This window comes from Bradyrhizobium elkanii USDA 76, assembly GCF_023278185.1.
Lineage (GTDB): Bacteria > Pseudomonadota > Alphaproteobacteria > Rhizobiales > Xanthobacteraceae > Bradyrhizobium > Bradyrhizobium elkanii.
In genome coordinates this window covers 4,314,529-4,327,305 of the sequence record NZ_CP066356.1, presented here as the reverse complement: position 1 = coordinate 4,327,305, position 12,777 = coordinate 4,314,529, and the positions used below count along the sequence as shown (strand labels likewise).

The following is a 12,777-nucleotide window of genomic DNA, read 5'->3' as shown; positions in this document are numbered from 1 at the left end:
GAAGTCTGAAGTCGATATCCTCGTAAAATCCCAGTGTTTGCGGCCGGCACTGAGACATCCTGTGCTCCTCCATTTGTTGCATGGTTCAATGCCCATGCCGCGACGCCTTGATCCACGTCAAACACTAGGTTGGGCCCGACGCGTTGACGGAGCCCGCCAAGACGGCCTCGGTCACGAACGATAAGAAATCAAGCCGGGCAAAAGGGCGGAGACTGCGCGGCGCCGCGCTATTTCATCTGGCCGATCAGCTTCGCCGCACCGCTCGTGGTCTTGGCCAGCTGCAGCAACGCCTCGCGGCCTCCGGCGGCGTAGGCCGCGGCGGCCCGCAGCAGCTCGCGGAGCTGCGCGGCCGCGCCGGGATCGAACCTGCACCATGCGCCGCCGGTCAGTCGCGCGATCTCGCGGAACGTCTGCTCGGCGGCCATGTCCCGGCCCTCCTGAAACATGAAGACCGGCACCTTGAGCAGGCCGAGCTCGCCGGCCTTGGCGCAGAGATCGTCGGCGCTCTCCTCCATCGCGTCGCCGACGAACACCAGCGCGCGCACCCCTGCCTCGACCGCCTCGCGGCGCGTCTCGGACAGCACCTTGCCGATCTGGGTATTGCCGCCCTGGCAATCGATCTTGCTCATCAGCCGAGCGAGCTGCGCGCTGTCGGAGATCCAGCCCGACGCGCGGCACTCATTGAAGCCGCGATAATAGACGAGGCGGATATCGAGACTGCCGAGCGAGCCGGCCTCGCGGAACATGTCCGCCTGCAGCGTGCACGCCATATCCCATGTCGGCTGCCGGCTCATCGTGGCGTCGAGCGCGAACACCAGCCTGCCGCGGGCACCCGCGCGATGCGGCGACATCGCCCGCGCCTTGGCGACGAATGCCGCGATGTCGTTCGCGCTGGATGTCGGCACGCCAGGCGCATGAGCCGGGCGTACATCGTTTCCGGATGTCGGTTTGATCGTCTTGCCGGCCATCAGCGCTTGCCTCGTACAGCAAACACTATGTGGGCCGCGGCAGCGGATTGGTCAACGTGACGGGCCAGCCTGGATCCCGGGCCGCCCGGTCAATTCGTGACTGATGGATCCTTCTTCGTCTCGGTCTTGGTCAGCGAGAGCGACTTCTTGAGCTTGTCGGTCAAGGTCTGAGGTTTCTCGACCGGCACGTAGAGCGAGACGGGACCCGGCTCCAGAATCTTCGGCGGCGCATTCCTGGTGTCGACCGGCGCGACAGCGCTGTCGGTGTCGGCCAGGAATTTATCGAGCATGGCCTGGATCGAGTCCTTGGCCTTCTCGGGCCCGGTGTCCCGCATGTCGTTGTGCTGGAAGTTGGTGTTCACGACGGTGATGCCGGCCTTCTCGCATTCGTCGGCATCGGGAACGACACCCGGATCCGGCTTGAACTGCGAATCGTGAGACCGGAATGAAAGAATCTTGAACTTGCCGTCGGTCATGAACGGCACGCGCAGATTGTCCAGCGTCACCACCTTCTTGATCTCGTCCGGATACTGCTTGGCGAAATACATCGCGATGTCGCCGCCATTGGAATGGCCGACCATCGTCAGCTTGCTGTAGTCCGCGTTCGGCTGGCGCTTCTTCATCTCCTCGATCGCGAACTTGATGTTGGTGATGCCGCGCTGGTACTGCGGCAGGCGGCCGACATAGAGCTCGCCGACCTTGGTCACCATCGGTCCATCCGACGGCAGGTCGTTCTGAATGCTGATGGTCAGATAGCCGCGCGCCGCGAACACGTTCGCGAGGAAGGAATATTCGGTGAATTTGACGGTATTGCCATGATTGAGGATCGCAACCGGCAGCGTGATCATGCCAGCGTCGGCCTGCATCTCCTTGTCGAAGCGCACGGCAACGTCGACCGCGACCGGCCGCTCATCGCGCGTCGGGTCCTTGAACATGAGAGTTTCGTGACGGATCGCCCACTTGCTCGCGGTGAAATAGGCCGCCGTGATCACCACGGAGAGAGAAAGCAGAACGAGAATTCCACGCTTCATGACGTCCTCGAGGTGCCCGCCTTTTCAGGGCTATTCTTGGCCGGAGACTCTTCGGCCTCCTTTTGAGAATATATGTCACGGCGCTGTGACAGGAAGTCTAAAAGTTGGGATTTCGCAGCACGTTCATTGTGCGGTGCACACAACCTTTGTGCATTCGCTTCTAGCGCCATGGCTCTGCGGCACGATAATACCTCAAGACCAGCCGACGGGAGCGAGAACGCGGCTGACTTGGGAAAACCGGATCTGGCCAGCTTTGTTCCGGCATATTGGCGACGGAGTGGCCGAAAACCCCGCAAGACTACCGTGCTTCTGCAACCTCCAAAAGTGACGATCGTCACCTGCTGCGCGCCAGGCGCCCTGGAACCTGCCCGAGGGAGTACCTGACGGCCTAGCTGCCGATGATGTCGTCGACTTCCAGCGGCTTGTCGACCTGGCTGAACCATTCGGCCCGGTTGGCGGCCCGGCGGCGGCCGCGCTCGTCCAGCGGCAGCTTGAGCTCGCGCAGCAGGCTCATCACCTCCTCGCGGGCGGTGACGTGGCCGAGGCTCGGGCGGGTGCCGAGCGTCGCCTCGTCGATGTCGTCGAGCGCCGTCAGCCCGCGTGGGAAGAATTCGCGATAGACCACCCGCTCGGCAAAGCCGTCGACCGAACGGAACCCGAGCTGCAGCGACAGCTGCTTCAAGCCGTCAGCGACCAGCTGCTTGTTGCGCGAGCCGAGCATCGACAGGCGGTTGCGCACCACGATCCAGTCGGTCGAGGCGCCGTCGAGCTGGCGGCGCTTGCGCCTGGTGTCGCGCACCATCTCCGCATAATGGCTCTCGCCGGTCACCGCGTAGGTCGCGGGATCGACGGTACCGAGCACGTCGAAATCGAGGAAGCTGTCGTTGATCGGCGTCACCAAAGTGTCGGCCATCGAATGCGCGAGCCGCATCAGGTAGCTGTCCGCGCCCGGGGTGTCGATGACGATGAAATCATAGGCGCGTTCCACCGCGCTCACCGCGGCCATGAACTGCTGGAATTCCGCGTTCTCGTTCTCCTCGATCTGCATCGTCTCGCCGTACTTGATGCAGTGGTGTGCGGGGAGCTCGAGGTCGAGCCCGGTGCGTCGCGCCCAGGCCTGGCGATTGCTGATGTAGCGGGTGAAGCTCTGCTGGCGGCAGTCGAGATCGATGCTGGCGACGCGCTGCCCGGCCTTCAGCAGCGCGACGGCGATATGCAGGGCGGTGGTCGACTTTCCCGATCCACCCTTCTCGTTGCCCAGCACAATGACATGTGCGGAGCCGGATTGACCCTGACGAGCCTGCACCAACATGATTCAAATCCCGTCAATGATCTTCAAAGCGAGCGCCGCTGCGGTCAAGTGAAATGCATCGCCGCGACAGGAAATCAATTGCGGCCGTGCTTGATGACGAACCGATCAAGCAAGACTGCTGCGTCGATCGGCGGCACGGCAGCTGTGATCCATGCGCGTCCGAGATCGGGTAAGGCTTGTCGCGGCGGTTTGCCGATAGCGGTTCGGACTTGGTAAGCTGCGTGACTTGCCGAACGCCAACCCGTCCCACCCAGATTCGTCCCCACCCGGATTGCCCCACGAGCCGAGACCAGATGCCGAGAAATCCCACCGTCGTCCGTACCGTCCCCGCCCTTCGTCGCGCCGTCGACGCCCTGCGCGCCAAGAAGGCGACCGTCGCGCTGGTCCCAACCATGGGAGCGCTCCATGACGGCCATGTGTCGCTGGTGCGCCTCGCCAAGCGCCGCGCCAAGCGGGTCGTCGTCTCGATCTTCGTCAACCCGACCCAGTTCGCGCCGACCGAAGATTTCGGCTCCTATCCGCGCACCTGGAAGGAAGACGTCGCCAAGCTCGCCGCCGAGGGCGTCGACCTGATCTGGCATCCCGAGGTGAAGGCGATGTACCCGGACGGCTTCGCCACCAGGATCGTGCCGGAGGGGCCGGCCACTGCCGGGCTCGAGGATCGCTTCCGACCGCATTTCTTCGGCGGCGTCGCCACCGTGGTCGGCAAGCTGTTCACCCAGGTCCGGCCCGACCTCGCGATCTTCGGCGAGAAGGACTTTCAGCAGCTCCGGGTCGTCACCCAGATGGCCGCGGACCTCGACCTCGGCGTCAGGGTGATCGGATCCAAAACGGTGCGCGAGCGCGACGGTCTCGCGATGTCGTCGCGCAACGTCTACCTCTCCCCGGAGGAACGGCGCGCAGCCCCTGAGCTTCATCGGGTGATGAAGGAGACGGCCGGCCGCCTGCGCGCCGGCGAGGATACCGCGACCGCAATGGCCGACGGCGCCGCGGCGATCACCAGGGCCGGCTTCGTGCTCGATTATCTCGAAGTGCGCCACGCCGCCTCCCTGGCGCCGATCGGCTCGCTGAAGGACGGCCCGATGCGGATGCTGGTGGCGGCAAAGCTCGGCAGCACGCGCCTGATCGACAACATCCCGGTCTGAAGCAGGATCCGGAAAGTGTGATGCGGTTCATGCGCAAACGAGGTTCGAGCCTGTAATGAGGGCTCGGCCTCATCTGCGCGGCCCGACGCGTGGATGATCGCGCCTTTCAGAGGCGATCGGAATGAGCGGTTATTTCAGGCAAGGCATTGCTTTCGGCATCGCGCTCGCGGCCGCAGGCCTGGCGCAGGCGCAGACCCGGCCGCCGGTCGGCGGGGTCAATTCGGCGCCCGGCGCGATGATCTTCTATGTCGCGCACGGTGCACCCGATGCCTGCGGGCCCGGCTGCTCGGACTGGATCGCCGCCGAGGGCGCCGTGCAGTGGGATACCTACAAGCGCCTGCTGGCGATCCTCGACCGGCAGAACGGCCGCAAGCTGCCGGTGGTGATCAACGTCAAACCGGGGTCCGACCTCACCGTCGCTGCCAGCCTCGGCCGCATCCTGCGCGGTCGCGGCATCGACGCGGCGGTGGCGGCGACCGAGGTCGAGGCCTGCACCGGAAAATCCGAAGAGGAATGCTTTGCGCTGAAGCGGCCCGGCGGCCCGCTGGATGCGAAGGAAAAGCTCTCCGGTGTACCCTGCGAGCTTGCATGTGTATTGATGCTTGCGGGCGGGGTGCATCGCAGCCTGCCGCCCGGCAACCGCGTCATCCTGACCGCAAGGATGCAGATCTACGACCGGCTCGCATCCAACGTCTCTGCCGAGCACCGCGACAGCCTCACGACAATCTTCACCGATCAGTTCCGGAGATATCTCAGCGAGATGGGGATCGACCATGAACTGTTCGACGTCACGGCCGACAAGGCGGGTGGCCGTTATGTCGAGGTCCCGGCCTCAGAATGGGCCCGGCTGCATCTCGTGACCCAGTGATCCCGGATCCCGCTCGATTGCTCAGAGCAAGCCGAGGTCGCGCAACTCGCGACGCATCGGCTCGGGCATCGATGCCACGCTGGCCGCGCTCGACTTGGTGAGATCGGCCGGCGCGGAGTCCGCGGTCAGGTAGCGCCAGCCCTGGAACGGCCGCATCGGCCGCGGCGAGACCGCGATCACCTTGGGCTGCATCACCAGCCGGCAGCGGCCGATGCCGTCCTTGTCGCGGAACGGCTCGATGGCGATGATCTTCTCGCGCGCGGCGATCTCGCCGCGGATCACCCAATAGAGCGAACCGCCGGCAAGGACCTCCTCCTCGCGCTTCGGCGTCATCCGCGTGATGTGGACGTGACGGAGCGGCAGGCCCTTTTTCTTCGCGGTCGCCATCCGTTCGGCAACCCAGCCCTTGAGTTCCTTGACGGAGTCACAACCGACGGCGAGCTTGATGAGATGAAGCGGCATGTGCCGGATGTAGCGGCCGGCGCGCGCTTTGGAAAGGGAGCGCTCTCCGCGGCGGTGGATATCGGGACTAGAAGCACATTTCGAGCGAAGCGAAGCCGGAACAGTGCAATGACGGCGGCTCAAGCCGCCGCCATCACGCTCATTGCTCGTTCGCAGCCGCCGGTGCGCTGGCGGCGGCAGGAGGCGGCGCCGACGCGGCCGGGGCCGGCGCGATCTGGACCGGGCGCTTCGCCGCCGGCGGCCGCTTCGGGGCTGCGGCGGGCGGCGCGGCGGCAGCGCGCGCGGCCGGCGCTGGTGCGGCGGCGGCCGGCTTTGCCGGCTCGGGCGTCATGATGCTGACGGGCGGCGTGTTCGCCGAGCTCGGAAACTCCGCATTGGTCGGCTTGCCGGTGGGCAATGACTGCGGCAGCGCTGCGACCAGGCCAGAGGCGGCCGACGCCTGGGCGCCGGCCGGCGCGTTCCACGACCCCGCGTAGCGCGTGATCAGGTTCTCGTAGGTCCGCTCGTTCATGTTGGCGATGATCTGATGGTTGTCGCCGAACGAGCGGAACGCGGGGCACGCGGTCGGCGTGCAGTGGTCGCGCGCCATCAGCGCATAGGCGACCAGGCCGTAGCGGTCATGCTCGATGGCACGGCGCAGCGCCTGCAACTCGGTGGTCGAATTGCGCTCGGCGGTCGCGAGGTCGCCGAGCGCAGTCAGGCGCGAGACCTGCGCCGCCGCGTAGCTGACCGCCGCTGCCGCCGTATCCGATGAACCGAACAGCACCTTCTCGCAGGCGTTGAGAACGGCGTCTCCGGCGAGATCGTCGACGCAGGCCAGCGCCGGCACCGTCTGGCTGGCCAGTTGCGCCGTCCGTGCCTCGGCCGGCGCCCCCTGCCCGCCCGGGCCGAAGCCACGGATCGTCGCGGCGACCGCAACCGCGATCGACAGCAGCGTGATCACGGTCAGCGCGCCGTTGGCGACGGATTTTTCCGCACGCAGCAGCGTGACCAGAACGACGATCCCAAAGAACCCCGCGGCGGCCAGCGTCAGCCACATCGGGAAGGTCGGTGAGCGCCAGATCTGATCCAGCGAGGAAGCCCAGTTCATGCGCGATGTCCCTCAACGCAGCGTAAGCACAATCGGCGACGGCGAACGCCGCCACCCCGACGTCCAACCTTCAGCACAATGGGTCTGCGAACAGGGCCTTTTGACGGCGGCGGTGCGGAACCCGCCCCAGCCGCCGGCTTGCGCACAACTCCTTCAGGACAGCGCGAGCTGACTCTCCTTGGCCACCCGTTCGAAAGCTTCAGTCGAGCTCTTGATGCGATATTGGCAGTCGTCACCGTCGGTCGGCAGCAGCCGGATCACTTGATAGGTGCCGCTCGCGGCGGGGCGCGCCACGTTGCTGGCCGTGAAATAGACGGTCTCGCCAATCGAGTACTTATGCTTCAACGCCCTCTCCATTTTCTTAGAGATTGCTGGCTGAGCTGACAGTCCCGATAGCTCAGGCCGGCATTTTGAGAACCCTGCGGCAAGCTAGCACATCGCACCTCCCCAAATCCAGCAAGATTGGGGCATAGCGAAGGTGCGATTTTTGCAGGTTTTTCAGAGCGATAGGCAGCAATTTGCGTGCCAGCCGGAAATTGCCCGCCGAGCCCGGCTGGAACCCTGATTCCAGCCGCTCAGGCGGTGTGCGGCAGCTTGCCGTCCGGGCTCGCGCCATCGACCGCAGCCGGAAGTTGCTGGGCAAGCACCTTGGACAGCTGGTCCACCGGAATGTTGAATTTGGCGGCGAGCTGCTTGACCGTATCGCTGCCGAGCACCTGCTGGAGCTGCTCAGCCGTGATCGGCAGGTTCTGACCGGTACCGATCCAGGATTTGACCTGCTCGCCGAGCCCGGCCTGCTCGAGCTTGGCGACAATCGCGGACAAGCCGCCCTGCCCGCCATTGCCCAGAACTTCGCCGAGCACGACCGGGATCACCGCCGCGCCAAGCTGGCCAAGCATGCCTTTCAGCTCCGGCGAATTCTCCAGGGAATCGAGAATGCCCATGGTCTAAGTCCTTTCACGACTTGCGAAACCAGCCTTGCCGGATTCGACGCCCTTGGCCTCGCGGCGTCAAGCCGCGATCTTCGCGACCGCTGTCACAATTCGGAATCAGACGTGCTCGAATCGATCGATCCGCAGCGTCTCGGCAATGCCGTCGCGGGTCCATTCGGCAAACGCCGGGAGCGCCATCATGGCATCGACATAGTGCTGCGCCTCGGCCTTCACCGGGATCGCGTAGGTGCGGAAGCGATGCACCACGGGCGCATACATCGCGTCCGCCGCGGAGAATGCGCCGAACAGGAACGGACCCTGCTTGCCGTAGCGCAGATGGCACTCGGCCCAGATCTCCTGGATCCGCGCCACATTGGCGCGCGCATCGTCCGACAGCGCAACGGCACGGATCGGCCGGTGCAGGTTCATGCCGCATTCGTTGCGCAACGGCATGAAGCCGGAATGCATCTCCGCCGAGATCGCGCGGGCATGCGCGCGCGCGGCGCGATCCGCAGGCCACAGCTTCGCCTCGGGAAATCTCTCGGCGAGATATTCGATGATTGCCAGCGAGTCCCACACCGTGACGTCGCCATCGATCAGCGTCGGCACCTTGCCGGCCTTACTGAAAGCGAGAATGCGGTCCTTGTCGGCTTGGTCCGTGTAGAGCGGAATGAAAACCTCTTCGAACGGGATGTTGTTGGCGCGGAGCGCCAGCCAAGGCCGCATCGACCATGACGAATAGTTCTTGTTGCCGATGACGAGCTTGAGCATGTCCGGGGAATCCTGTTGCCACGGTAGTTTGCCATAGTGCATTGCACGCGTTCAACCTGTACATGACGCGGATGCGGCCCGGCGCGGACAGTCGGCCGCGCGCTCACGAAGGAAGGCAACATGACCGGCTATTGGACCGACATCCTGGCCGTCGGCTTCTTTGCGCTGGAATGGCTGGTCTACGCCATCACGCTGGAGCACACCGCGTATGGGCGCGACAGCCTGTCGGCGCGGATGCACGTCTATCGCGAGATCTGGGTGCGGAATCTGCTCAACCGCGATGCACGGATGGTCGACATGCAGATCATGGCCAGCTTGCAGAACGGCACCGCGTTCTTTGCCTCCACCAGCCTGATCGCGATCGGCGGCGCGCTGGCGCTGTTGCGCGCCACCAATGACGCGCTCGCCGTGCTCGGCGCGCTGCCGGTCAACCTCACGCCCTCGCCCGCTTTGTGGGAGGTCAAGTGCATCGGGCTGATCCTGATCTTCATCTACACCTTCTTCAAATTCGCCTGGGCCTATCGCCTGTTCAACTATGTGGCGATCCTGTTCGGCGCGATGCCGCCGGCCGACCAGCGCGATACGCCGGAGGCAGAGGCCCATGTGATCCGCACCACGCGGCTGTTCGAGACGGCGGGCCGGCACTTCAACCGCGGCCAGCGCGCGTTCTTCTTCGCACTCGGCTATCTCGGCTGGTTCGTCAGCCCCTGGGTGCTGTTCGTCACGACAGCCGCGGTCGTGATCGTGATCTGGCGCCGACAGTTCGCCTCGAATGCCTGGCAGGCGATGGGAAGCTGACGCGACCCTTGTCTACGACGCAAAATCGCGCGGGCTGAAATCGAGATCGAGCACCTTCCATTCGCCGTAGCGATCCCGCGGCAGCATCGCATAGGGCTGGCAGGCCTGCAGCGCATCGGTCGCGCTCTTCAGCAACAGCGGCCCCTTTTCCGAGGCGGTGGCCTCGATCAGCAAGGGCTGCGCCGCAAGCTTGCCGTCGGGCTTCATGAACACCCTGAGCTTGATCTTCACGTCGTCGCCTGTACTCAGCGTCGGCGGGAGTTTCAGGCAGGTCTTCAGGTGACGGCGGAATTCGGCGACCACGCGCGAGCCGACGTCGGCCTGCTCGGTGGCGGCTGCGTCGAAATTGTCCTTGCCGGGGCCGGGGCCGGACGGCGCGCTGGCGGGCGGCTTCACGGAGATGTCGGGCGGCAGGCCGAGCATGACATTGTATTTGACCGAAAGATCAGGCTCGGGCTGCGCATAGGCAGGCGACGACGCTGCCGCCTGTTGCTGCGCCGTTGGCTGGGGCATCGGTGGCGTTTGCGGTGCCGGCGGCGCGGGCGGCGGCTCGGCCGCGGCACGTTGCGGCGCCGGGTTGGGCTTGGGCGGCGTCGGCTGCTTCTGCGGCGGCTGCTGTGGCGCGTTCTGCTGTGGCGCGGCCGCCTGCGCCGATGGTTCGGGCTTGGCTGAATCCACCGGCTTGTCGAGCGACGGCAACTGCAACTCGGGCGTCGGCGACGGGCTCGGTGCCGGTTCGGGCTTGGTCTCGACCTCGGATCTGGCGACCTCCTGCGGCGTCACGATCTCGACCGGCACCGTGTCAGCGGAGACGGGATCGAACTGATGGACCTCCGAATAAAGGAAAATCAGCCCGAGCAGCATCAGGTGCACGAACACCGACGCCATCAGATCCGCGTTTGGCCGAAACTTCATCCCACTCGATCACGTCAGTGATGTCTCTCCCCGCCGATGACAATACCGGCCGGAACCCGCCTGCCTCAATCCCCATTCGGTCCAAAGCTGCAATCGGCCAGCGGGGCATTAGCATGATCGGGATCAGGACCCAGCCATTTTTCCGAGACTTGATGCTCAGGCAAAGACCCCATGCGTCGCGGGGCCGTCACCGCGCACCGGCGCTCCCGATCGCCGAGATTTCGCGCATGTCGTCCACCGATAACTCGAAATCGAAGATGTCGATGTTCTCCTGCAGACGTTCGAGCTTCGAGGTGCGCGGGATCGCGGAGACATTCTGCTGCACCAGCCAGCGCAGGCAGACCTGGGCGGCGGTCTTGCGGTAGCGGTCGCCGATCCGCGCCAGCGCGCGGTCGCCCTTGACCCGTCCCTTCGCGATCGGACTGTAGGCAACGAATGCCATGCCGTGGCGTCGACAGGCCTCGATCACATCGGCCTGGTCGAGATAAGGATGGTACTCGACCTGGTCGCAGGCGAGCGGCTCGGGACACGTCGCCACCGCCTCCTCGATCAGCGCCGCGTTGAAATTGGAGACGCCGATATGCCGCGCCAGGCCCGCCTGCCTGACCCGCGCCAGCGCGCCGAGCGTCTCGGCAAGCGGCACCTGCGCATTGGGCCAGTGCAGCAGCAACAGATCGACCTCGGTGAGGCGCAGCCGTGCCAGGCTCTCCTTCGCCGACCGCTCGAGATCCTTCGCCATGAAATGCGTGGTCCAGATCTTGGTGGTGACGAACACGTCGTCGCGCTTGATGCCGGAGGCACGCAGCCCCTCGCCGACTTCGCGCTCGTTGTCATAGATCTCCGCGGTGTCGATGTGGCGATAGCCGAGCCGCAACGCCTGCTCGACGATGCGGGCGCAGGTCCGCCCGCGCAACTCCCATGTGCCGAGCCCGATTGCCGGGATCCTGGCACCGTTGCCTTCGACGACATTCATGCGCTCATTATGCGCGCATGACGAAGCCCTGCCAACTCACGGTTCGGTTCCGCGATGGAACGCCGCGACGTCTTACCGCTCCGGCTGGTAGCCGTCGGTCAGCGTCTTCAGGAAGGCGATAATGTCGGCCTCGTCCTGTGCCGTCATCGCGGGCGTGTCGCCGAGATGGCGCTCGAACGGCGGATCGCTGACGTCGACATTGCCGTGATACTTTTCCGGCAGGTCATCGTACTTGCGCACCGTGCCGTCGGCGCCGCGCGGAAAGACCTTCTCCGGATTGGTATCGCGGAAGTTATAGAAGTCGAGCACCTGCTCGAGGCTGGTGAAGACGCCGTTGTGGAAGAACACGCGACGCGTTGCCGTGTTGCGCAAGGTCGGCGTCAGAAACATCCCGCAATATTGCGTCTGCTCGGCAATGTCGGTGCGGTACGGACCGCAAACCCCGAGATCGAAATGGTCGGGATCGCGGTTGCCGGCGAGCGCGGCGTTGCCCGGCGCGCCGAGCGCCTCATATTGATGATCGGTGAACAGCGGCGGTAGACCATCCCGGGTCGGCTGCGACGTATGGCAGCCGCCGCAATTGGCCTTCTCCGGATCATTGAACAATTGCAGGCCGCGTAACTCGCTCTCGTTCAATCGCGCCTTGCCCTCCAGCCAGTAGTCGAACTTGCTGGTGTAGGGATGGAAGCTCGGCTCCTCCACCTGATAACGCGCGACGGCAAACATCGCCTCCGCGACCAACAGCCGCGTATTGTCGAAGACACCAGCGCCGAACAGCTCGGCGAAGCGCGGCGCGTAGCTCGCCCGGCGCAGCTTCTGCGCCACGATCTCGATGCTGCCGCCGTCCATCTCGTTGGGATCGAGCAGCGGGAAGATCGCCTGGTCCTGCAGCGTATCGGCGCGGCCGTCCCAGAACAGTCCGCCCTGCGGCACGATGTTGACCGCCGAGGTGGCAGTCCCGGTCGCCACTTTCCTGGCGCGCGCGGCCTGCTGGCCGAGCGCGGCCAGTTGCGCGAAGTCGACGACATTGTCGTCCTCGTCCTTTTCCGGCCCGATGCTGAAATTCGGCTGCCGCTCGAGATAGGTCAGGCCCGGCACGGCGCGTGTCCCTTGCCGGGATTGCGCGGGCCCGCCAAGCATCACCGGTCCATCATTGGGTGGCCCGTAGGCGTGGTCCGGACTGTGACAGGACGCGCATGACAATGCGCCCGAAGAGGACAGCGACGCGTCGAAGAAGATCTTCTGGCCGAGCCGCGCCATGGCGGACAGCGGGGCGACCGGCGGACGCCTGAGCTGCACCGGGTTCGGATTGGTCCCCGGAAGTCCCTGCGTCTCGACGGCCGCAACAGTGCCGGCCATGCACAGCAGGCCGGCGCCGAGAAGCCACAAGGTGCGGCCGTTCATGTCATATCCAGTGTCGTTAAGCGTTTTCGAGCGAAGTGGATTCCGGTTCGCGTGAAGAAAACGCGTCAAGACGGGAAGTAGAGTGTCGGCGGCGGACTGGCTTCACCT

14 protein-coding genes are annotated in these 12,777 nt (G+C 65.1%); 3 read left to right on the top strand and 11 right to left on the bottom strand.

Annotated features, from left to right (window positions below):
- Positions 1-227 precede the first annotated feature (227 nt).
- The 3 genes from JEY66_RS20995 to JEY66_RS20985 all read right to left on the bottom strand — a co-directional run bounded on the left by JEY66_RS20995 (position 228) and on the right by JEY66_RS20985 (position 3,311).
- Complete coding sequence (locus JEY66_RS20995) at positions 228-968, bottom strand: vWA domain-containing protein (protein WP_016842847.1); 741 nt, start codon at positions 966-968, stop codon at positions 228-230.
- A gap of 89 nt (positions 969-1,057) precedes the next feature.
- Entirely contained in the window at positions 1,058-1,999 is a 942-nt protein-coding gene (locus JEY66_RS20990; RefSeq protein ID WP_050999547.1) for an alpha/beta hydrolase, read from the bottom strand.
- A 388-nt stretch (positions 2,000-2,387) separates the two neighbouring features.
- Entirely contained in the window at positions 2,388-3,311 is a 924-nt protein-coding gene (locus JEY66_RS20985; RefSeq protein ID WP_018272016.1) for a division plane positioning ATPase MipZ, read from the bottom strand.
- 293 nt (positions 3,312-3,604) lie between these two features.
- Here JEY66_RS20985 and panC point away from each other — a divergent pair, with 293 nt between their 5' ends.
- Together panC and JEY66_RS20975 are read left to right on the top strand one after the other, a co-directional pair.
- Entirely contained in the window at positions 3,605-4,456 is an 852-nt protein-coding gene (panC, locus tag JEY66_RS20980; protein WP_018272017.1) for a pantoate--beta-alanine ligase, read from the top strand.
- 121 nt (positions 4,457-4,577) lie between these two features.
- Positions 4,578-5,324, top strand: a complete 747-nt coding sequence (locus tag JEY66_RS20975; protein ID WP_018272018.1) for a hypothetical protein — start codon at positions 4,578-4,580, stop codon at positions 5,322-5,324.
- A gap of 21 nt (positions 5,325-5,345) precedes the next feature.
- Here JEY66_RS20975 and JEY66_RS20970 read toward each other — a convergent pair whose 3' ends face one another.
- From JEY66_RS20970 to JEY66_RS20950, 5 genes are all read right to left on the bottom strand, one after another.
- On the bottom strand, positions 5,346-5,786 hold the full coding sequence (locus JEY66_RS20970) for a DUF1489 family protein (RefSeq protein ID WP_018272019.1): 441 nt from the start codon (positions 5,784-5,786) through the stop codon (positions 5,346-5,348).
- Positions 5,787-5,925: 139 nt separating this feature from the next.
- The gene (locus JEY66_RS20965; protein ID WP_018272020.1) at positions 5,926-6,876 is read right to left on the bottom strand and encodes a hypothetical protein; all 951 of its coding nucleotides are present in this window, start codon (positions 6,874-6,876) and stop codon (positions 5,926-5,928) included.
- Positions 6,877-7,029: 153 nt separating this feature from the next.
- The gene (locus JEY66_RS20960; protein ID WP_018272021.1) at positions 7,030-7,233 is read right to left on the bottom strand and encodes a hypothetical protein; all 204 of its coding nucleotides are present in this window, start codon (positions 7,231-7,233) and stop codon (positions 7,030-7,032) included.
- 218 nt (positions 7,234-7,451) lie between these two features.
- A complete protein-coding gene (locus tag JEY66_RS20955; RefSeq protein WP_018272022.1) occupies positions 7,452-7,820 on the bottom strand; it encodes a YidB family protein in 369 nt (122 codons plus the stop codon).
- 105 nt (positions 7,821-7,925) lie between these two features.
- Positions 7,926-8,579 (bottom strand): glutathione S-transferase family protein, encoded by a 654-nt coding sequence (locus JEY66_RS20950; RefSeq protein ID WP_018272023.1) that lies wholly within the window; start codon positions 8,577-8,579, stop codon positions 7,926-7,928.
- 120 nt (positions 8,580-8,699) lie between these two features.
- On the opposite strand from JEY66_RS20950, the gene JEY66_RS20945 reads away from it, so the two are divergent.
- A complete protein-coding gene (locus JEY66_RS20945; protein WP_018272024.1) occupies positions 8,700-9,377 on the top strand; it encodes a DUF599 domain-containing protein in 678 nt (225 codons plus the stop codon).
- A 12-nt stretch (positions 9,378-9,389) separates the two neighbouring features.
- Here the strand turns inward: JEY66_RS20945 and JEY66_RS20940 are convergent, their stop codons facing one another.
- The 3 genes from JEY66_RS20940 to JEY66_RS20930 all read right to left on the bottom strand — a co-directional run bounded on the left by JEY66_RS20940 (position 9,390) and on the right by JEY66_RS20930 (position 12,669).
- A complete protein-coding gene (locus JEY66_RS20940) occupies positions 9,390-10,292 on the bottom strand; it encodes a hypothetical protein (RefSeq protein WP_018272025.1) in 903 nt (300 codons plus the stop codon).
- Between the two features lie 187 nt (positions 10,293-10,479).
- Positions 10,480-11,265, bottom strand: a complete 786-nt coding sequence (locus JEY66_RS20935; RefSeq protein ID WP_018272026.1) for an aldo/keto reductase — start codon at positions 11,263-11,265, stop codon at positions 10,480-10,482.
- 72 nt (positions 11,266-11,337) lie between these two features.
- Positions 11,338-12,669 (bottom strand): cytochrome-c peroxidase, encoded by a 1,332-nt coding sequence (locus JEY66_RS20930; RefSeq protein WP_018272027.1) that lies wholly within the window; start codon positions 12,667-12,669, stop codon positions 11,338-11,340.
- Between the last annotated feature and the right edge of the window lie 108 nt (positions 12,670-12,777).